This is a genomic window from Pseudomonas sp. HMSC08G10 (genome assembly GCF_001808425.1).
In the GTDB taxonomy this organism is placed as follows: domain Bacteria; phylum Pseudomonadota; class Gammaproteobacteria; order Pseudomonadales; family Pseudomonadaceae; genus Aquipseudomonas; species Aquipseudomonas guariconensis.
Window position 1 is genome coordinate 1 of record NZ_KV793303.1, and the last position, 20,654, is coordinate 20,654.

Below are 20,654 nucleotides of genomic sequence, written 5' to 3' on the forward strand. Positions count from 1 at the left end.
CTTATTTTCAAAAAACCTTAATCCGGCTGAAAGCAAAACGGGGAGGCCTGACGGCCTCCCCGTTTTGCTTCTGGGCTTGTCTATCTCTTACAGGCTTGGGAACGCGAACTGCGAAGCCTCATGGCTGGCACGCTGTGGCCAACGCTGGGTAATGGCCTTGCGACGGGTATAGAAGCGCACACCATCCGGGCCATAAGCATGCAGATCGCCGAACAGCGAACGCTTCCAGCCACCGAAGCTATGGTAGGCAACCGGTACCGGCAGCGGCACGTTCACCCCTACCATGCCGACTTCGATCTCGTCGCAGAACAGGCGCGCCGCTTCACCGTCACGGGTGAAGATGCAGGTGCCGTTGCCATATTCATGCTCGTTGATCAGTTGCATGGCCTCCTCGAGGCTCTTTACACGTACCACACACAGCACTGGGCCGAAGATCTCTTCTTTATAGATACGCATTTCCGGCGTGACGTGGTCGAACAGGGTGCCGCCCACGAAATAGCCATCCTCATGGCCGGTCACGCGCAGACCACGCCCATCGACGACTAGCTTGGCACCAGCCGCCACACCATCATCGATATAGCCAACCACTTTGTCACGGGCAGCCGCGGTCACCAGCGGGCCCATGTCCAGGCCACAGGAGGTACCGGCGCCGATCTTCAGCGCCTTGATCTGCGGCTCCAGCTTGGCGATCAGCGCATCTGCGACCTGGTTGCCCACGCACACGGCAACCGAGATGGCCATGCAGCGCTCGCCGCAAGAACCATAAGCCGCCCCCATCAGCGCACTGACGGCGTTGTCCAGGTCGGCGTCGGGCATCAGTACCGCGTGGTTCTTGGCGCCGCCCAGAGCCTGGACACGCTTGCCGCGCTTGGTGCCTTCGGCATAGATGTATTCGGCGATCGGCGTCGAACCGACGAAGCTCAAGGCCTTGACCTCTGGCGCTTCAATCAATGCGTCGACCGCTTCCTTGTCGCCATGGACGACATTCAGGATGCCTTTGGGCAGGCCGGCCTCATGCAGCAATTGGGCGATGAACAGGGTCGAGCTCGGGTCACGCTCGGACGGTTTGAGGATGAAGGCGTTGCCACAGACGATGGCCAGCGGGTACATCCACAGCGGCACCATGGCCGGGAAGTTGAACGGGGTAATACCGGCAACGATGCCCAGCGGCTGGAAGTCGGACCATGCGTCGATGTTCGGACCTACGTTGCGGCTGTATTCGCCCTTGAGCAGCTCGGGTGCGGCGCAGGCGAACTCGACGTTCTCGATACCGCGCTTGAGCTCACCCGCAGCGTCTTCCAGGGTCTTGCCGTGCTCTTCGCTGATCAGTTGCGAGATACGTGCTTCGTTCTGCTCCAGCAGTTGCTTGAAGCGAAACATCACTTGGGCACGCTTGGCCGGCGGCATATTGCGCCAGGCCGGGAAGGCTGCCTTGGCTGCGTCGATGGCTTCTTGAATGGTTGCGCGGCTGGCCAGTTCGACCTTGCGGGAACTCTCGCCGGTGGACGGGTTGAAGACATCGGCGGTGCGCTCACCCTTGGAAACCAGCTCGCCGTTGATCAGGTGCTGAACGATGCTCATGCAAAACTCCAGATAAAGAAGGTTGATGCAGGCGCATGAACATGCGCCTGCCGTCAGAGTCGGAAGAAATCAGTCGATCTGGTTCAGGGCTTCACCCACCGCGTCGAACAGGCGATCCAGTTCCTGCGGCTGGGTGTTGAAGGTTGGGCCGAACTGCAGCGTGTCGCCGCCGAAGCGGACATAGAAGCCTGCTTTCCACAGTTTCATTGCAGCCTCGTACGGACGCACGATGGCATCGCCGTCACGGGCGGCGATCTGGATGGCGCCGGCCAGTCCATAGTTGCGGATGTCGACGACGTTCTTGGTGCCCTTGATACCGTGCAGCACTTTCTCGAAGTGCGGCGCCAGCTCGGCTGCGGATTGCACCAGATTTTCCTTCTGCAGCAAGTCCAGCGCAGCGATACCGGCAGCGCAGGCCACAGGATGGGCCGAGTAGGTGTAGCCGTGAGGGAATTCCACGGCGTATTCCGGCGTCGGCTGGTTCATGAAGGTCTGGTAGATCTCGCTGCTGGCAATCACCGCGCCCATCGGGATGGCACCGTTGGTGACCTGCTTGGCGATGCACATCAGGTCCGGGGTCACGCCGAACGCTTCGGAGCCGGTCATGGCGCCCATGCGACCGAAGCCGGTGATCACTTCATCGAAAATCAAAAGAATGTTGTGCTGGGTGCAGATCTCGCGCAGACGCTTGAGATAGCCCTTCGGTGGCGGCAGAACGCCAGCCGAGCCAGCCAACGGTTCGACGATCACGGCGGCAATGTTCGAGGCATCGTGCAGCTCGATCAGCTTGAGCATCTCGTCCGCCAGGGCGATACCGCCCTCTTCCGGCATGCCTTTGGTGAAGGCGTTGCCCGGCAGCACGGTATGAGGCAGGTGGTCGACATCCAGCAATTGACCGAACAGCTTGCGGTTGCCGTTGACGCCACCGAGGCTGGTGCCGGCAATGTTCACGCCGTGATAGCCACGGGCACGGCCGATGATCTTAGTCTTGGTCGCCTGGCCTTTCAGGCGCCAGTAGGCACGCACCATCTTCAGCGCGGTGTCGCAGCACTCGGAACCGGAGTTGGTGAAGAAGACGTGGTTCAGGTCGCCAGGGGTCAGCTCAGTGATTTTCTCCGCCAGCTGGAATGCCAGCGGGTGGCCAAACTGGAAGGCTGGCGAATAGTCCAGCACACCCATCTGGCGGGAAACGGCCTCGGTGATTTCCTTGCGGGTGTGCCCAGCGCCACAGGTCCACAGGCCAGACAGTGCATCGAACACCTTGCGGCCCTTGTCATCGACCAAGTGGTTGCCTTCGGCCGCCACGATCAGGCGTGGATCGCGCTGGAAGTTGCGGTTGGCGGTGTAGGGCATCCAGTGGGCGTCCAGCTTGAGCTGGCTTGCGATACCGGTGGTGGCGGTTGCGGGCATGTTCATCGGCGGTTCCTCGGAAGACGATTAGGCAACGATGGATGTTGTTGCAGCTAAGTTGTCACGGGACTAACGTAAGAAAAATGCCGCTTTTCTAATCTTTAGATTCATGCAGGCTAAACTTAAGCTCGACAAGATCAACACATACCAATAACCCAATACAGATCAATCACCTGGTCGACACGCCGGTATCCGTATCCGTCCGTCAGGGGCCTGGGCAGACATGCAATGAACGGTTGCAGCTCGCCGACTGATTTATGCACAGGGTTTGGTTAAGGTTGCGCCCCTGACTCACTCCATTGAAGGCTCCCCGTGAAACGCCCACAGCCCCTTGCCCAAGTCAGCGACTTCGATATCCGCCTACTGAAGATCTACCGCAGCGTCGTGGAATGCGGAGGTTTTTCCGCCGCCGAGAACGTCCTTGGCATCGGCCGCTCGGCGATCAGCCAGCAGATGAACGACCTGGAGCAGCGCCTGGGCCTGCGTCTGTGCCAACGGGGCCGCGCCGGTTTCTCACTGACCGAGGAAGGCCGGGAGGTCTATCACTCGGCCCTGCAACTGCTCAGCGCCCTGGAAACCTTTCGCACCGAGGTCAACGGCCTGCACCAGCATCTGCGCGGCGAGCTGAACATCGGCCTGACCGACAACCTGGTGACTCTGCCACATATGCGCATCACCCATGCCCTGGCCGAACTCAAGGACCGTGGCCCCGATGTACGCATCCAGATCCGCATGATCGCCCCCAGCCAGGTCGAGCAAGGCGTACTGGACGGCAGCTTGCATGTCGGCGTGGTGCCACAGACCAGCCCGCTTTCGGGTCTGGAGTACCAGCCCTTGTACAGCGAACGCTCGCTGCTCTACTGTGCCGTCGGGCACCCGCTGTTCTACGCAGATGATCAGCAGATCGACGACGAACGCCTCAACAGCCAGGACGCCATCGCGCCGACCTTTCGCCTGCCAGCCGATATCCAGGCGCATTACCAGGCGCTGAACTGCACGGCGAGTGCATCGGACCGCGAAGGCATGGCGTTTCTTATCCTCACCGGGCGTTACATCGGCTATCTGCCTGACCACTACGCGATGTTCTGGGTACAGCAGGGGCGCCTGCGTGCACTCAAGCCCCTCGAGCGTTTCTATGACCTGAGCCTTAGCTGGGTCACACGCAAGGGGCGGCGTCCAAACCTTGTGCTCGAAAGCTTCCTGGAAAGCCTGGCTGCGACACGTTGATGCCTGACTCTACCGCTAATGCTTGTCAGGTGCTCAGAGGAAGGTAATCTGTCCGGCAGCCGTTGCCACAGACTCGTACGGAATCGTCCATGACCCTTGAAGTTCCCGCGCATCGTCCGCCCCTCTCGGGCAAACCCGCAGGCCGCATTCGCCAGAAGAACGAGCAGGCCATCATCCAGGCCGCCGAAGACGAGTTCGCCCGCCATGGTTTCAAGGGCACCAGCATGAACACCATCGCCCAGAAGGCCGGCCTGCCCAAAGCGAACCTGCATTACTACTTCACCAACAAGCTTGGCCTGTACATCGCCGTGCTCAGCAATATAATCGAGCTGTGGGACAGCACCTTCAACGCCTTGAGCGTCGAGGACGACCCTGCCCAAGCGCTGAGCCACTACATCCGCACGAAGATGGAGTTTTCCCGGCGAAACCCGCAGGCCTCGCGGATCTTCGCCATGGAAGTCATCAGTGGCGGAAACTGCCTGAGCGAGTATTTCAGCGCCGATTACCGCGAATGGTTCCGCGGCCGTGCCGCGGTGTTCCAGGCCTGGATGGATGCTGGCAAGATGGACCGCGTCGACCCGGTCCACCTGATCTTTCTGCTCTGGGGCAGCACCCAGCACTACGCCGACTTCGCGACCCAGATCTGCCAGGTCACCGGGCGCAGTCGCCTGACCAAACAGGACATGGAAGACGCCAGCAACAACCTTATCCACATCATTCTCAAAGGCTGCGGCATCACCCCCACAGCCTGACCCGGACTTATGCCTTCTACCCTGCTTGACCTCTGCGAGTTCCGCGAGGAAATCCGCAAGAGCCGCTTCATCACCCTTGCCGGCCCGATCACCAGTGCCGCCGAGGCGATGAGCTTCATCGAACGCCATAGCGACCTGGCAGCGACCCATAACTGCTGGGCCTGGAAGCTCGGAGCCCAGTACCGCAGCAGCGACGACGGTGAACCCGGTGGCACTGCAGGTCGGCCGATCCTGGCCGCCATCGAGGCGCAGGACTGCGACCAGGTCGTGGTGCTGGTGATCCGCTGGTATGGCGGCATCCAGCTGGGCACCGGCGGCTTGGCCCGGGCCTACGGGGGTGGGGCCAATAAATGCCTGCAACAGGCGCCCAAGCGGTTGCTTGTCCAACGCAGCGAGTACCACTGCAGTTGTACCTTCAGTGAACTGGCGCTACTCAAGCTGCGTCTGGCGGAAGTCGACGGTCTGGTATTGGACGAACAGTTCACTGCCAACGGCGTGGACCTACAGGTTGCGGTTGGCGAGGCGCATCTACAGACACTGCAACAACAGTTGGCGGATCTGAGCCGCGGACGCATTCGCCTGGCGCCCTGTGAGTAACCCAAGCACTGCAGTTGCTCACAACTACTGTGGGTCCGCCTGTGGATAAGCTTGGGGCATTTGAGTACAGCCCTTTCACCACAAGGCCTGCAGGGCATTGATCATATTTTGATCACATTTTCATGACAGCGTCGCAAGCACCTGAATAACAGCAAGTTATCCCCAATTCAGCGATCCCTTTCCCTGATTGGAGCACCTGCAATCACGTGCTGCCTTGCTCACAGATAATGTGGAGGGGATTGTGGATAACCCGTGCATCCCTGGAGCAAACGCCCGGATTCACGGGCCTTCTATCGAATGGTCATTTTTTGTTCAAGTCACGACCGGGCAGCATTCGGTTCGCTGAATTATCCTCAATACCCCGACTTTCAAAGATCAAGGAGCCCCTCATGTCCACTACCAGAACCGCCCTGATCATCGGCGCCTCCCGCGGGCTGGGCCTGGGCCTGGTGCAACGCCTGCACGAGGACGGCTGGAACATCATCGCCACCGTACGCGACCCGCAAAAGGCCGAGGCCCTGCGCGCCGTGCCTGGCGTGCGCATCGAGACCCTGGAAATGAACGACACCACCCAGCTCGATGCTCTGCATCAACGCCTGCAGGGTGAAGTACTGGATCTGCTGTTCATCAACGCCGGGGTCATGGGGCCACTGCCGCAAGACCTGGAAACAGTGGGCACCGCCGCGCTGGGCGAGCTGTTCATGACCAATGCCGTGGCACCGATTCGCGTCGCCCGTCGCCTGGCCGGCCAGGTACGGGAGGGCACTGGCGTGTTGGCCTTCATGAGCTCAATCCTGGGCAGCGTGACCATTCCCGATGGTGGCGAGATCTGCCTGTACAAGGCCAGCAAGGCTGCACTCAATTCCATGATCAACAGCTTCGTGGTCGAGTTGCAGCGTCCGGACCTGTGCGTACTGGCCATGCACCCGGGCTGGGTGAAGACCGAAATGGGCGGCGAGAACGCCGAAATCGATGTGCTCACCAGTACCCGTGGCATGCTCGATCAGGTTAAGGCACAAAGCGGCAATGCAGGACTGCGCTTTATCAATTACAAAGGTGAAGCGCTCGTCTGGTGAATTGAAAGCCGTGTGGCGAGGCAGTAGACTGCGAGCCTCGCCCCACGGCGAACCTGGATCAGCAGACAGGGCAACACTGAGCTGGCTAACCTGAACCCACTTTCAGAGGAGCCGGCACCATGCCTGCGACCCGTACCTGGTTGAAATCCCCCCTTGCCATCTTCACTGCCAACGGCACCGACGCCCGTGGCGGTCTGGTCATCGAAGATGGCCGCATCACCGAACTGCTCGCCCTTGGCGAAACACCCAGCAAGCCCTGCGACCAGACCTTCGACGCCCGTGAGCACGTAGTGCTGCCAGGCCTGATCAACACCCATCATCACTTCTACCAGACCCTCACCCGCGCCTGGGGGCCGGTGGTCAACCAGCCGCTATTTCCCTGGCTGAAAACCCTGTACCCAGTCTGGGCACGCCTCACCCCAGCCAAGCTGGAGCTGGCCAGTCAGGTCGCCTTGGCGGAGCTGCTGCTGTCCGGCTGCACCACCGCCGCCGACCATCACTACCTGTTCCCGCAGGGCCTGGATAACGCCATCGACGTCCAAGTCGAAGCCGTGCGCAAGCTGGGCATGCGCGCCATGCTGACCCGCGGCTCCATGAGCCTGGGAGAGGCCGACGGTGGCCTGCCGCCACAGCAAACCGTGCAACAGGGCGAAGTGATCCTGGCGGATAGCCAACGACTTATCCACAGCTACCACGAGCGCGGCGATGGTGCACGCATCCAGATCGCGCTGGCACCCTGTTCGCCCTTCTCGGTGACCCCCGAGATCATGCGCGCCAGCGCTGCCCTGGCCGACGAGCTGGACGTGCGCCTGCACACCCACCTGGCCGAAACCCTCGATGAAGAGGACTTCTGCCTGCAGCGTTTCGGCCTGCGTACCGTCGATTACCTGGACAGCGTTGGCTGGCTCGGCCCGCGTACTTGGCTCGCCCATGGCATTCACTTCAACAACGAGGAAATTGCCCGCCTGGGCGAGGCCGGCACCGGCATCTGCCATTGCCCGAGCTCGAACATGCGCCTGGCTTCCGGTATCTGCCCGACCGTGGAACTGGAAGCCGCCGGCGCACCGGTTGGCCTCGGCGTCGACGGTTCGGCCTCCAACGATGCTTCGAACATGATCCTCGAAGCCCGTCAGGCCCTGTACCTGCAGCGCCTGCGCTATGGCGCCGAGCAGATCACCCCCGAGCGAGCCCTGGGCTGGGCGACCCGAGGCTCGGCACGTCTGCTGGGACGTAGCGACATCGGCGAGCTGGCCGTCGGCAAGCAGGCGGATCTGGCGCTGTTCAAGCTCGACGAGCTGCGCTTCTCCGGTAGCCACGATCCACTCTCGGCGCTGCTGCTGTGTGGTGCCGACCGCGCCGACCGGGTCATGGTCGCAGGCCAGTGGCGCGTCATCGACGGGCAGATCGAGGGCCTGGATGTACAAGGCCTGATTGCTGATCACCGCCAAGCTGCCGCCCAGCTGATCGCCGGCTGATCCTGCACAGAGGCAGAGGCCTTCAGCCTCGTCATGACACCAGGCCGCCCCACGGGCCCACACGGGATCCTTGGGGCGGCCTGGTGTCATGAGCGGGCTGCGCAGTTGCCGCGCACGCCCTGTAGAATGGCGCGAACCGTACCTGATCGAGACTACACCTATGTATGACTGGCTCAACGCCTTGCCCAAGGCCGAACTGCACATGCACCTGGAGGGCTCGCTGGAGCCGGAACTGCTGTTCGCCCTGGCCGAACGCAACAGGATCACCCTGCCTTGGGCCGATGTGGAAACCCTGCGCAGCGCCTATGCCTTCAACAACCTGCAGGAATTTCTCGACCTTTATTACCAAGGTGCCGATGTACTGCGAACCGAGCAGGACTTCTACGACCTGACCTGGGCCTACCTGCAACGTTGCAAAGCCCAGAACGTGGTGCATACCGAACCCTTTTTCGACCCGCAGACCCACACCGATCGGGGCATCCCTTTCGAAGTGGTGCTCAATGGCATCAGCCAGGCCCTCAAAGATGGCCGCGAACAGCTGGGCATCGGCAGCGGCCTGATCCTGAGCTTCCTGCGCCACCTCAGCGAAGAGCAAGCACAACAGACCCTCGACCAGGCGCTGCCCTGGCGTGATGCGTTCATCGCCGTGGGCCTGGACAGTTCGGAAAAAGGCCATCCGCCGAGCAAGTTCCAGCGCGTCTTCGACCGAGCCCGCAGCGAAGGCTTCCTGACCGTCGCCCATGCCGGTGAAGAAGGCCCGCCCGAGTACATCTGGGAAGCCCTCGACCTGCTGAAGGTCCAACGCATCGATCATGGTGTACGCGCCATCGAAGACGAACGGCTGATGCAGCGCATCATCGACGAGCAGATCCCGCTGACAGTGTGCCCGCTGTCGAATACCAAGTTATGTGTGTTCGAGCACATGGGTCAGCACAACATTCTCGACATGCTCGAGCGTGGCGTGAAGGTGACGGTGAACTCCGATGATCCGGCCTACTTTGGTGGCTATATCACCGAGAACTTCCATGCCTTGCACACCCACCTGGGCATGACCCAGGACCAAGCCCGACGCCTGGCGCAAAACAGCCTGGACGCCCGCCTGGTTCGATAGCTTGCCCCTCTGGCTGGCCCGCCCGGGCTAGCCCCTAGCCAACCTGCAAGGCTGGCATGCGGGCGATACGGTTGATCTGCTGGACGCCCAGTGGAGAGATCTGCAACGCCCGCGAGCCTTCCTGTTCGCACAGCCAACCCGATTGCAGGAACAGCCTGAACAAAGCGTGGCCCAGGCTACCTCCCAGGTGCGGCCCCTGATCGCTCCATTCATTGCAGTGACAAATCATGCAGCCGTTCTTCTGACCGGATGCCAACGCCTCGGTGTAGACCCCGACAGCGGCCAATTGGGCCCGGCCTTCGAGGCTGACCCTCGGCTGCTGCTGGGTGCCTTCCAGCCACCCGGCTACGATCAGCCGATGCAGCAGATCGGCCGCCAGCTCTCCCCCGAGATGGTCGCCACAGCGGCGCGCCCGACGCATGGACATGGGCACCTGCAAAGGTGTGGCTTGTGTGTTTCCTTGCCCGCGGCTTTCGAGATGCACACTGGCCAAGGCTTCCACCGCTGCTCCCACCTGCGGCGTGGCCAGACGGAAATACCGCTTGCGGCCACGTGACTCCAGCCTGAGCAGGCCCGCCGACGACAACAGCGACAGATGCGCACAGGCGGACGACGAGGTCAGGCCGGTCATCAGGGCCAACTCATCGGCAGGGCGAGGGACCCCGTCGATCAATGCCCATAACATGGCGCTGCGCTTGGGGTCGGCCATCAGGCCGGCGATCTGGGCAATACTGCTGACTGCTTTCATTTACAACTCCCTGCATGATCACGTCGGTTCCTATCGGCCAACCGCCAGCGTGGCACCTCTGCCGGAACTGGCAAGAACGGATACGCCGGAGCCCGCAAACGACGCAAGGCGCTCCGGTCGCGCTCGAATCGACGCAGTCTCTTGCCGTTCCCTGGCAGGGAAATCTCTCTCGCTGGTACTGGCCGGGCTAGCCAGTATAAGTCGCTGCAGGCCTTGCGCCTGTGCCGGCAGCCGGCGTCCACAGAGCAGAACAGCATTGGGGGGTATCACCCTCGGCCAGGGTCGCGGCGTTGCGCCAGGCTTCGGCCAGAGCGCCATGTAACCGGTGGCCCCATGACGGCGAGCACGCAGCCCCACAGAGGCCGACAGTCTCAGCTCAATGCAGGAAACAATACCGACGCAAACCTTCCTCATGTACGGCAGGCCAAAGCGAAGCTTCCACATGCTACTGAACATTGCCCGAACCGACCGGTCGTCCCCCCGACCAGAGGTACGACCGTCAGTCCGAAGGCCTGCACCAAGCCATGGCACCCGCAAGTGGCAGCGCTAAACTGCATCGGCTCCCGCCCATTGGAGGTATGCCGCGATGAAGATTGTCGTCAGTGCTTCGAACCGCAACCCCAACTGCCCGTGGCAAGTCCGGCTCGATCAGCATGTGGTGAGTTTCCGCAGCGAAGCCGAAGCTCGCTCGTTCGTTGCCACGCTGGAAAGTCGCCTGCAGGCGCCTCACCCCCTCATGCGGGACGCCTGGCCTGCAAGCGCCGAGTCAACATCGCGACACTGACGACCAGCACGCCACACAAGCTGATCACCAAGGCCATGGGCACCGCACTGCCATCGTGCAGCACGCCCACTAGCGCTGCCGCGCCGGCAGCGACGCTGAACTGCGCGCAGCCCATCAAGGCCGAGGCACTACCGGCCCTGGCACCTTGCCCGCTCATGGCGCACGCCGATGCGTTGGGGATGATGCAGCCCAGGCTTGCGATGCACAGGAACAACGGCACCAGCAGTGGCCACAACGACTCCGGCCGCAACGCCGCGACGCACAGCAGCGCCAAGCCCGCCAGTAGGTACAACCACACCGCCCGCGCCAACAGGAATGCCGGGCCGCGCTTGGCCAGCAGACGCGCATTGACCTGGGCCATGAGGATGAAGCCTGCGGCATTGGTGCCGAACAGCCAGCCATAGTGCTCGGCGGGAACGCCATACAGCTTGATGAACACGAAGGGGGAGCCGGCGATGTAGGCGAACATACCAGCAATGGCGACTCCACCGGTCAGAGCGTGCCCCAGGAACACCCGATCACCGAGCAAACGCAGGTACTGGCGCAAGGCACCGGACAGCGGTTGGCGAGGCATGTCCGGCGGCAGGCTTTCCGGCAGCCCCAGGCTCACCGCGAGCAGACAAGCCGCACTGAACAGGCTCAAGGCCAGGAAAATCGACTGCCAGCCCGACACATTGACCAGCACCCCGCCTAGCATCGGTGCCAGGATCGGCGCCAGCCCCATCACCAGCATCAACTGCGAGAACACCTTGGCCGAGGCCACCGGGTCGCACTTGTCGCTGACAATGGCCCGTGACAGTACCATCCCCGCGCAACCGCCCAGGGCCTGGACGAAACGCGCCAGCACCAGCGTCTGGAGGTTCGGTGCATAGGCACAAGCCAGGGAAGCCAGGGTGAATAGAGTGATGCCGAACAGCAGCGGCGTACGTCGGCCGAAGCGATCGGCCACCGGGCCATAGGCCAACTGGCCGAGCGACAGACCGAGGAAGTAGGCCGCCAGTGTGGTCTGGACGTGCTTTTCGTCGGTGCCGAAGGCTTGCGCCATGGCGGGGAAAGCGGGCAGGTAGAAGTCGATCGCCAGGGGCCCGAACGCACTGAGGGCGCCCAGGATCAACACTATTCGCAGGTTCATCGGGAATCCATAGCTGGCTAAGCAAGTGCGTCAGTCTACCTGCACTGGACCCGATCAGCTTGAAAACCTTTGTAATAAATGGGGGCGCCATGCGCCCCCGGACGATCAGGCTTGCTCAGCCTGGTAACCTTCCTCACGAATCGCCGCCAGGATCTGCTCGGCAGCCAGCTGGCTCTGTACGCGCACTTGCTGGCTCGGCAGATCGACCTGCACCTGGGCGGCCGCATCCTGTGCCTGCACCGCTCGGGTTACCGCCTTCACGCAATGGCCGCAGGTCATGCCTTGAACATTGAACACTTGCATCGGGTGTCTCCTTCAGGGGTTTTTCGCAGTCTCGTCCTTACCATCATGGCAAGGTCAAGTATTGCGTTGACCGGCCGGGCTGGAAATCCGCGCGCGGCTCGGCCAAGCTGCGCCTTTGACGATTTGGCAAGCAGGAGATTCTTCATGTTCAGGGCAGCATTGGGCCTGGTTGGATTGCTGGGCGCACTGGCCGCGGTGCCGCCAGCCAGCGCCGAAGGCAACTCGGACTACAGCGTGCTGATCATTTCCCGGGAACGCCTGGAAGTGGCCACCAGTTGCGAGATCGGCATCTACCTCAACGACCAGCTCTCCGGGCGCCTGTTCCAGGAGCAGTCCACCTCCTTCAATTTGCCACCCGGCCCGGTGGACGTCCGCCTGCGACTGTTGCCAGGACAGGTGCCCGGCTGCGCGCCCGGTATCGAAGACCAACGCAGCACACGCCTGAGCCTACAGGCCGGACAGATCAGCAAATACCGCATCGCCATGGGTGCCAATGGGCTGCAGTTGAAGAGGGCCGGCTTGGGGTATTGACCTTCCCCGTGTGGCAAGGTTGATGCTGAAGGCCTGTCCAAGGAGGAGAGCCATGTCCGCATCCACCACGTTCGACCTGCCGATCTCCGGCATGACCTGCGCCAGCTGTGCTGGCCGGGTAGAGCGCGCACTGCGCAAGGTCACCGGCGCTGAACAAGTCAGTGTCAATCTCGCCACCGAACAGGCCAGGGTCCAGGCCCCGGCCGACAGCCTTCCCGCCCTCGTCGACGCAGTTCGAGAGGCCGGTTATGGCGTTCCCACCCGCACTCTCGAACTGCAGATCGTCGGCATGACCTGCGCCAGTTGCGTGGGCCGGGTCGAACGCGCCCTCGCCAAAGTGCCGGGGGTCGAGCAGGTCAACGTCAATCTGGCCAGCGAACGCGCCCACCTCGAAGTGCTCCAGGGGCTCGACGACACCCTACTGATCGATGCCGTGCAAATGGCGGGCTATAGCGCCAGCCTGCCCCAGGCCGCACGTGACGACCAGGCCGACGCCCAGCGTCGCTTACGCAACGAGCGCCTGGCCGTCGGTGCCGCACTGTTGCTGGCGCTGCCCTTGGTACTGCCCATGATTGTGCAACCCTTCGGTCTGCACTGGATGCTCCCGGCCTGGGTGCAGTTCCTGCTGGCCACGCCTGTCCAGTTCATCCTCGGCGCGCGCTTCTATGTGGCAGCCTGGAAAGCCGTGCGCGCTGGTGCCGGCAACATGGACCTGCTGGTGGCCCTGGGTACCAGCGCGGGCTACGGCCTGAGCCTGTACCAGTGGGCCCAGGCCCCGTCAGGCATGCAGCCGCACCTGTATTTCGAGGCCTCGGCGGTGGTGATCGCCCTGGTGTTGCTGGGCAAGTACCTGGAAAGCCGCGCCAAACGCCAGACCGCCAGCGCCATCCGGGCCCTGGAAGCCCTGCGCCCGGACCGAGCCGTGCGGGTGGTCGACGGCCGAGAGGAAGACGTGCCGATCAACCAGTTGCGCCTGGGGGATCTGGTGCTGGTCAAACCTGGCGAGCGATTCCCGGTCGACGGCGAGGTGCTCGAAGGTAGCAGCCATGCCGATGAAGCCCTGATCAGCGGCGAGAGCCTGCCGGTGCCCAAGCAGCCGGGCGACGCCGTCACCGGCGGCGCGATCAACGGCGAAGGCCGCCTGTTGATCCGTACCCAAGCGCTGGGCACCGAAACCGTACTAGCCCGGATCATCCGTCTGGTCGAAGATGCCCAGGCGGCCAAGGCGCCGATCCAGAAGCTGGTGGATCGGGTCAGCCAGGTGTTCGTTCCGGCGGTGCTGGTGATCGCCTTGATCACCCTGGTTGGCTGGTGGCTGGCCGGTGCGCCGCTGGAAACCGCGCTGATCAATGCCGTCGCTGTGCTGGTGATCGCTTGCCCATGTGCCCTGGGCCTGGCCACGCCTGCGGCGATCATGGCAGGCACCGGTGTCGCCGCCCGCCATGGCATCCTCATCAAGGATGCCGAGGCACTGGAGCGCGCCCACGCGGTCAATCGCGTGGTGTTCGACAAGACCGGCACCCTTACCTCTGGCAGCCCTCGCGTGGTCCACAGCCAAGCCCTCCACGGCGACACCGGCGAACTGTTCCAGCTGGCCGGGGCCCTGCAACGCGGCAGCGAACATCCCTTGGCCAAGGCCGTGCTCGATGCCTGTGCCGAACAGGGCCTGGACGTGCCGCAAGTGGCCGACAGCCAATCGCTCACTGGCCGTGGCATCGCCGGGCGTGTCGGCGAGCGCGAACTGGCCCTGGGCAACCGCCGTCTGCTCGATGAAAGCACCCTGTCGCCTGGCGAACTCGCCACCCAGGCCCAAGCCTGGGAAGCCGAGGGCCGCACGCTGTCGTGGCTGATCGAGCGCCAACCGCAACAGCGGGTGCTGGGCCTGTTCGCCTTCGGTGACAGCCTCAAGCCCGGTGCCGGACACGCCATCGAAGCCTTGCATGCACAACACATCAGCAGCCACCTGCTGACCGGCGACAATCGGGGCAGCGCCAAGGTCGTGGCCGATGCTCTTGGGATCGAAGATGTCCATGCCGAAGTGCTGCCCGCAGACAAAGCCGCCACCGTGGCCGCGCTCAAGCGCGACGGGGTGGTGGCGATGGTCGGCGATGGCATCAACGACGCTCCGGCCCTGGCGGCTGCCGACATCGGTATCGCCATGGGTGGCGGCACCGACGTGGCCATGCAAGCCGCCGGCATCACCCTCATGCGCGGCGATCCGCGCCTGGTGCCTGCGGCGCTGGAGATCAGCCGCAAGACCTACGCCAAGATCCGCCAGAACCTGTTCTGGGCCTTCATCTACAACCTGATCGGCATTCCACTGGCCGCGTTTGGCCTGCTCAACCCCGTACTGGCCGGCGCCGCCATGGCCTTGTCGAGTGTCAGCGTGGTGAGCAACGCTCTGTGGCTCAAGACCTGGAAGCCCACCGACAACGCGCAGGAGCATCCATGAACATCGGCCAGGCCGCCCGCAGCAGCGGGCTCAGCACCAAGATGATCCGTTACTACGAGTCCATTGGCCTGCTCAAGCCGGCCGTGCGCAGCGACAGTGGCTATCGCCTGTACCAGCAGGACGATCTGCACACCCTGGCGTTCATCAAGCGCTCGCGTGACCTGGGGTTTTCCCTGGAGGAGGTGGCCAAGCTGCTGACCCTCTGGCAGGACCGCCAGCGCGCCAGCGCGGACGTCAAAGCCCTGGCCATGCAACACATCGAGGCGCTGAACAAGCGGATCGAGGAATTGGTCAGTCTGCGTGACACGCTCAGCGACCTGGCTGCCCACTGTCAGGGCAATGACCGTCCGGACTGCCCGATCCTCAAGGACCTGGCCAACGGCAAGAGCTGCTGCGCCTGACCCTGCTCTGCAGGAGCGGCCCTAGGTCGCTGCTGCAGGCTGGGCGCAAATCATGACCGATCGGTCACAAAACACGATTTTGGCTAATAAATCTGGGCACTCCCCTACAAAAAAGCCGAATGCTGCCGATGTCTAAGACACCTGCCTCAGGTATCGATAAAAACAATCGGGGATCGTGGATGAACATCAAGCAAAAACTGACCTGGGCCTTCGCCGTTATCGCGGGCCTGCCCATCGTCCTCGTGGCCACCTTGGTGGTGCTCAACCTGCGCAGTGAAGCCCGTGAAGACTTCCTCGGCAACAGCAGCCGGGAAATCCGCCAAGTCGGCAATGCGATGAACCTGTTCTTCCAGGGCATCGAGCAGAACGTGAACTACATTGCGGCGCAACCGGTGGTCGCAGCGACCGGTAACAACCTGAACAAGTACCTGACCGCCAACCCGACCCGGGAGCTGGGCGAGCAGGACAAACAAGTCTTCGAGTTCATGACCCGCCTGGCCGAGGCCCATCCCAGCTACGCCTACATCTCCTACGGCGTGAGCGACGGCGGCTACGTCGGCTGGCCGAACGACGACACCTTCGCCAACTACGACCCCCGCCAGCGCCCCTGGTACCAGCTGGCCCTGGCCAACCCCGGCAAGACCTTGCGCACTGCACCTTACTACTGGGCATCCGGCGACGTGGTGCAGATCAGTGTGGTACGCGCGGTGGGCAACGCACTGGGCAGCCTGGGCGGCGTCGTCAGTATCGATGTGTCGCTCAATGGGCTGACTGACCTGCTCAAGCAGATCAAGCTGGGCGAAACCGGCTACCTGATGTTGGTCGAGAAAAACGGCAACGTGATCGTCGACCCGCGCGACCCCAACCACAACTTCAAGCAACTGGACAGCTTCGGCGACGGCTATGCCACCCTGGCCAAGGCCGACAAGGGCCTGGTCGAAGTAGAGCTGGGCGGCGAACGCTACATGGCCAACATCTATCCCGACGCCCAGACGGGCTGGACCTTCATCGGCCTGATCCGCCACGACGAAGTCATGCAGACCACCACCCGCCTGACCTGGGTGATCGGCACCATCGCCCTGGTCCTGGCCTTGCTGTTCGCAGGTGTCGGCGCGGCCTTCGCCAAACTCATCGTGCGGCCGATCAATAGCGTCAGCAGCGGCCTGGAAGACATCGCCCAGGGCGAAGGCGACCTGACCCGCAGCCTGGAGATCCACGGCCGCGACGAAACCGCGCAACTGGCCAACTGGTTCAACCAGTTCCTCGGCGCCATCCGCAGTCTGATCCAGCACATCGGCGCCGCCGCCGGGCAGATCCTGCACACCTCCAGCAGCTCGACCCGCGTCTCCAGCGACATGAGCGAAGCGGCCAGCCGCCAGCGCGAGTCGGTGGACATGGTTTCCACCGCCTTCCACGAGATGGTCGCCACCGCCAACGAAGTGGCCCGCTCCTGCAGCCAGGCCGCGCAGTCGGCCGACAGCGGCCAGCAGCAGGCCCGCGAAGGCCAGCAGCAGATCGACGCGGCGGTGCAGAGCGTGGACCGCCTGAGCCAGGAGATCGAGCAGTCGGCCCAGTCGATCCAGCAACTGGAACGCGACAGCAATGCCATCCAGTCGATTCTCGGCACCATCCGTTCGATTGCCGAGCAGACCAACCTGCTGGCCCTGAACGCCGCCATCGAAGCCGCCCGCGCCGGCGAGCAAGGCCGTGGCTTTGCCGTGGTCGCCGACGAAGTCCGCGCCTTGGCCAAGCGCACCGCCGATTCCACTGCCGAAATCGACGGCCTGCTGGGCAACCTCGCCTCGCGCACCGCCGAGGTCGCAGAGCAGATGCACGCAAGCCTCGAGGTCTCGCAGCAGTCGGTCAGCCGCATTGGCCTGGCGCGTGACAGTTTCGGGCAGATCCGCGAGTCGGTGGACATCATTCGCGACATGAACACCCAGATCGCCACTGCCGCCGAAGAGCAACATCAGGTGGCTGAGGACATCAACCGCCACATCAGCCAGATCCACGGCGATGCACAGTTGGTGGCCGAGCTGGCCCAGGCCGCACGCCAGGACTCCGAGAGCCTGGCGGGGCTGTCCAATGAGCTGGATGCACTGGTGCGCAGGTTCCGTACCTGAGTCATGCCCTTGGCGGGTCAATCGGAGCAGCGGTTGCGCCTCCGATTGCCCGCGAAAGGGCCACGACCTGCCGGCGCTAGAACTGCAACGCCCCAAGCGTGGAGCCCAACGGAGCCTAACAGCCAGGGTTCATCGGCTACTGCGACAGTGGGAGCTGGCGACAGTCTGCGATGGGCTGCACGGCAGCCCCAGCCGCCCCTCACCGCTCGACGATCATCGTCACCCCCTGCCCTCCCGCCGCGCAAATGGAGATCAGTCCTCGGCCCTTACCGGCCGTGGCCAGCAGCTTGGCCATGTTCGCCAGGATGCGCCCGCCGGTAGCCGCGAACGGATGCCCCGTCGCCAGGGAGCTGCCTTTGACATTGAGCTTGCTGCGATCGATGGCGCCCAACGGCTGCGCAAGGCCCAGGCGCGTGCGGCAGTACTCCTCATCCTCCCAGGCCTTGAGCGTGCACAGCACTTGGGCGGCGAAGGCCTCGTGAATCTCGTAGTAGTCGAAATCCTGCAGGGTCAGCCCATTGCGCGCCAACAACCGAGGTACCGCGTAGACAGGCGCCATCAATAGCCCTTCGTGACCGGTGACGAAATCCACTGCCGCGGTCTCGCCATCGACCACATACGCCAGCACAGACAAGTCGTGCTCCCTGGCCCATTCTTCGGTGCCCAGCAATACCAGTGAGGCGCCATCGGTCAGCGGTGTGGAGTTGCCGGCCGTGAGGGTGCCCTGCCCGCTGCGGTCGAACGCAGGCTTGAGCTTGGCCAACTGCTCCAGGGTCAGGTCCGGGCGCAGGTTGTTGTCCCGGGCCAGGCCCAGGTAAGGCGTGAGCAGGTCCTCATGCCAGCCCTCATCGAACGAGGCCAGCAGACGTTGATGACTGAGCAGGGCCAGCTCGTCCTGCTCGGCACGACCAATCTGCCAGGTCTGCGCCATGCGCTCGCAATGCTCGCCCATCGACAGCCCCGTGCGAGCCTCTTCGATACGCGGCAGCTCAGGTAGAAAGTGCCTGGGACGCAGCTTGAGGAACGGCTTGAGCCGCTCGGACCAGGTTCTGGCGCTGTTGGCCTGCAACAGGATGCGCCGCAAGCCCGGGCTGACGGCGATCGGGGCGTCCGAGGCGGTGTCCACGCCGCCGGCGATGGCACAGTCGATCTGCCCGAGGGCAATCTTGTTGGCCGACAACAGCGCCACCTCCAGGCCCGTGCCACAGGCCAGCTGAAGGTCATAGGCCGGTGTCTGTGCCGAAAGCCGAGAGCCCAGCACGCTCTCACGGGTCAGGCTCATGTCGCGGGCATGTTTGACCACCGCGCCCGCGGCCACCTCGCCCAGGCGCAAGCCATGCAGATGGCAGCGCTCAATGAGGCCCTCGAGCGCGGCGGTGAGCATCGCCTGGTTGCTGGCCTTGGCATAGACGCCGTTGGAGCGAGCAAACGGGATTCGGTTGGCGCCCAGGATCGCGACGCGGCGGGGTGAAACCATGGCGCATGTTCCTTCTGAAACAAATTGATCCGTACAGACTAGGTGTTTTTACCGCAGTCGAACGACCTCGACACAAACTTGGTCCACACTTGCAAGCTTGTCCCCTGGGAGACCCGCACATGAGCGACCGCTATCTCGGCTTTGCCAACTCCAACCTTGGCCGACGTCTCGTCGATGCCTTGGGCCTGCCCCGTCCGGCGCCGCTGGAGCGATGGCAGGCAGGGCGCCTGCGTCCCGTGGAGGGTGCCCTGGTGCTCGGAGGTGGGCCCCTGGCAGTCCAGGTGGAGGCCATCGCCCCACGCCTGACCGACACCCTCTACAGCTTCAACGGCGAAGGGCTGCAGGCACAGACCTGGGTCGCGGGCCTGGGGCCGAAGCTCAAGGCCGTGGTGTTCGATGCCAGCCATCTGGCCGACAGCGACGATTTGCGCCAACTGCGCGAATTCTTCCAGCCGCTGCTGCGCAGCTTGGCCCGCTGTGCCCATGTGGTGATCCTCGGGCGCGCGCCCGAAAGCCTCGACGACCCGCAGGCCAGCATGGCCCAGCGCGCCCTGGAAGGCTTCAGCCGTTCGCTGGGCAAAGAGCTGCGCGACGGCGCCACCGTGCAATTGCTGTATGTCGACAAGGCCGCCGAAGACCAGCTCGAAGGCGCCTTGCGCTTCTTCCTGTCGCCCCGCAGCGCCTTCATCAGCGGGCAAGTTCTGCGCCTGGGCCCCTGCGCCAACCATGTCGAGGACTGGACCCGCCCGCTGGCCGGCCGCCGCGCCCTGGTGACCGGTGCCGCCCGAGGGATTGGCGCAGCCATCGCCGAGACCCTGGCCCGCGATGGCGCGGACGTCATCCTGCTGGATGTTCCACAGGCACAAAAAGACCTCGACGCCCTTGCCGCCCGCCTCGGTGGCGAGGCCCTGGCCCTGGACATCTGCGCCAGCGATGCCCCAGCCAAGCTGGTCGAAGCCCTGCCCGACGGCCTCGACATCCTGGTGCACAACGCCGGCATCACCCGCGACAAGACCCTGGCCAACATGACGCCCGAATATTGGGACGCGGTGCTGGCCGTGAACCTCAAGGCCCCGCAAGTCCTGACCCAAGCGTTGTTCGACGCCGGCAAGCTTCACGACGGGGCGCGCATCACCCTGCTCGCCTCGGTCAGCGGCATCGGCGGCAATCGCGGGCAGTCCAACTACGCAGCGAGCAAGGCCGGCCTGATCGGCTTCGCCCAGGCCTGGGCACCCAAGCTGGCCAAGCAGGGCGCCAGCATCAATGCCGTGGCCCCAGGCTTTATCGAAACCCACATGACCGCCGCCATGCCCATGGGCCTACGCGAAGCCGGACGACGCCTGAGTTCGCTGGGCCAGGGCGGCGTGCCACAGGACGTCGCCGAGGCCATCGCCTGGCTCAGCCAGCCCGGCACGGGCGCGGTCAATGGCCAAGTCCTGCGGGTCTGCGGCCAGGCACTGATGGGGGCATGACA

17 protein-coding genes and 2 pseudogenes are annotated in these 20,654 nt (G+C 63.6%); 13 read left to right on the top strand and 6 right to left on the bottom strand.

Annotated elements, in window-relative coordinates:
- Positions 1–87: 87 nt before the first annotated feature.
- A complete protein-coding gene (locus tag HMPREF3173_RS09550) occupies positions 88–1,581 on the bottom strand; it encodes a CoA-acylating methylmalonate-semialdehyde dehydrogenase (RefSeq protein WP_070572642.1) in 1,494 nt (497 codons plus the stop codon).
- Positions 1,582–1,650: 69 nt separating this feature from the next.
- Positions 1,651–2,997 carry an omega-aminotransferase AptA gene (locus HMPREF3173_RS09555; RefSeq protein WP_070572644.1) on the bottom strand — a complete coding sequence of 449 codons (1,347 nt, stop codon included), beginning with the start codon at positions 2,995–2,997 and terminating at the stop codon, positions 1,651–1,653.
- 306 nt (positions 2,998–3,303) lie between these two features.
- On the opposite strand from HMPREF3173_RS09555, the gene HMPREF3173_RS09560 reads away from it, so the two are divergent.
- From HMPREF3173_RS09560 to HMPREF3173_RS09585, 6 genes are all read left to right on the top strand, one after another.
- On the top strand, positions 3,304–4,218 hold the full coding sequence (locus tag HMPREF3173_RS09560) for a LysR family transcriptional regulator (RefSeq protein ID WP_070572647.1): 915 nt from the start codon (positions 3,304–3,306) through the stop codon (positions 4,216–4,218).
- An 89-nt stretch (positions 4,219–4,307) separates the two neighbouring features.
- The gene (locus HMPREF3173_RS09565; RefSeq protein WP_043207817.1) at positions 4,308–4,970 is read left to right on the top strand and encodes a TetR/AcrR family transcriptional regulator; all 663 of its coding nucleotides are present in this window, start codon (positions 4,308–4,310) and stop codon (positions 4,968–4,970) included.
- Positions 4,971–4,979: 9 nt separating this feature from the next.
- Positions 4,980–5,567 (top strand): IMPACT family protein, encoded by a 588-nt coding sequence (locus HMPREF3173_RS09570; RefSeq protein ID WP_043207819.1) that lies wholly within the window; start codon positions 4,980–4,982, stop codon positions 5,565–5,567.
- A 389-nt stretch (positions 5,568–5,956) separates the two neighbouring features.
- Complete coding sequence (locus HMPREF3173_RS09575; RefSeq protein WP_070572649.1) at positions 5,957–6,643, top strand: SDR family oxidoreductase; 687 nt, start codon at positions 5,957–5,959, stop codon at positions 6,641–6,643.
- A gap of 119 nt (positions 6,644–6,762) precedes the next feature.
- Positions 6,763–8,118, top strand: coding sequence for an 8-oxoguanine deaminase (locus tag HMPREF3173_RS09580; protein WP_043207822.1), 1,356 nt, complete (start codon positions 6,763–6,765; stop codon positions 8,116–8,118).
- A 160-nt stretch (positions 8,119–8,278) separates the two neighbouring features.
- Positions 8,279–9,229, top strand: coding sequence for an adenosine deaminase (locus HMPREF3173_RS09585; protein WP_070572651.1), 951 nt, complete (start codon positions 8,279–8,281; stop codon positions 9,227–9,229).
- Between the two features lie 34 nt (positions 9,230–9,263).
- Here HMPREF3173_RS09585 and HMPREF3173_RS09590 read toward each other — a convergent pair whose 3' ends face one another.
- Positions 9,264–9,977 (bottom strand): ArsR/SmtB family transcription factor, encoded by a 714-nt coding sequence (locus tag HMPREF3173_RS09590; protein ID WP_043207826.1) that lies wholly within the window; start codon positions 9,975–9,977, stop codon positions 9,264–9,266.
- Between the two features lie 586 nt (positions 9,978–10,563).
- Here HMPREF3173_RS09590 and HMPREF3173_RS24920 point away from each other — a divergent pair.
- The gene (locus HMPREF3173_RS24920) at positions 10,564–10,761 is read left to right on the top strand and encodes a hypothetical protein (RefSeq protein WP_080642059.1); all 198 of its coding nucleotides are present in this window, start codon (positions 10,564–10,566) and stop codon (positions 10,759–10,761) included.
- Here HMPREF3173_RS24920 and HMPREF3173_RS09595 read toward each other — a convergent pair.
- Positions 10,712–11,893 carry a multidrug effflux MFS transporter gene (locus HMPREF3173_RS09595; protein WP_070572653.1) on the bottom strand — a complete coding sequence of 394 codons (1,182 nt, stop codon included), beginning with the start codon at positions 11,891–11,893 and terminating at the stop codon, positions 10,712–10,714. The genes HMPREF3173_RS24920 and HMPREF3173_RS09595 overlap by 50 nt on opposite strands.
- 105 nt (positions 11,894–11,998) lie before the next feature.
- Positions 11,999–12,196: a heavy-metal-associated domain-containing protein gene (locus HMPREF3173_RS09600; protein ID WP_070572655.1), complete on the bottom strand. Its 198-nt coding sequence runs from the start codon at positions 12,194–12,196 to the stop codon at positions 11,999–12,001.
- A gap of 144 nt (positions 12,197–12,340) precedes the next feature.
- Here HMPREF3173_RS09600 and HMPREF3173_RS09605 point away from each other — a divergent pair, with 144 nt between their 5' ends.
- From HMPREF3173_RS09605 to HMPREF3173_RS25275, 5 genes and pseudogenes are all read left to right on the top strand, one after another.
- Positions 12,341–12,727 carry a hypothetical protein gene (locus tag HMPREF3173_RS09605; protein WP_070572656.1) on the top strand — a complete coding sequence of 129 codons (387 nt, stop codon included), beginning with the start codon at positions 12,341–12,343 and terminating at the stop codon, positions 12,725–12,727.
- Between the two features lie 52 nt (positions 12,728–12,779).
- Positions 12,780–15,179: a heavy metal translocating P-type ATPase gene (locus tag HMPREF3173_RS09610; protein ID WP_070572658.1), complete on the top strand. Its 2,400-nt coding sequence runs from the start codon at positions 12,780–12,782 to the stop codon at positions 15,177–15,179.
- Positions 15,176–15,580: a Cu(I)-responsive transcriptional regulator gene (cueR, locus tag HMPREF3173_RS09615; RefSeq protein WP_043207839.1), complete on the top strand. Its 405-nt coding sequence runs from the start codon at positions 15,176–15,178 to the stop codon at positions 15,578–15,580. The genes HMPREF3173_RS09610 and cueR overlap by 4 nt, the downstream gene beginning before the upstream one ends.
- 335 nt (positions 15,581–15,915) lie before the next feature.
- Positions 15,916–16,845, top strand: a pseudogene (locus tag HMPREF3173_RS25270) (sensor histidine kinase); the annotation flags it as partial.
- Positions 16,846–17,106: 261 nt separating this feature from the next.
- Positions 17,107–17,703 (top strand): annotated as a pseudogene (locus HMPREF3173_RS25275) (methyl-accepting chemotaxis protein); the annotation flags it as partial.
- Between the two features lie 199 nt (positions 17,704–17,902).
- Here the strand turns inward: HMPREF3173_RS25275 and HMPREF3173_RS09625 are convergent.
- Complete coding sequence (locus HMPREF3173_RS09625; RefSeq protein WP_070572662.1) at positions 17,903–19,180, bottom strand: acetyl-CoA C-acetyltransferase; 1,278 nt, start codon at positions 19,178–19,180, stop codon at positions 17,903–17,905.
- A 119-nt stretch (positions 19,181–19,299) separates the two neighbouring features.
- Here HMPREF3173_RS09625 and HMPREF3173_RS09630 point away from each other — a divergent pair, with 119 nt between their 5' ends.
- Positions 19,300–20,652 carry a 3-oxoacyl-ACP reductase gene (locus HMPREF3173_RS09630; RefSeq protein ID WP_070572664.1) on the top strand — a complete coding sequence of 451 codons (1,353 nt, stop codon included), beginning with the start codon at positions 19,300–19,302 and terminating at the stop codon, positions 20,650–20,652.
- Positions 20,653–20,654 lie beyond the last annotated feature (2 nt).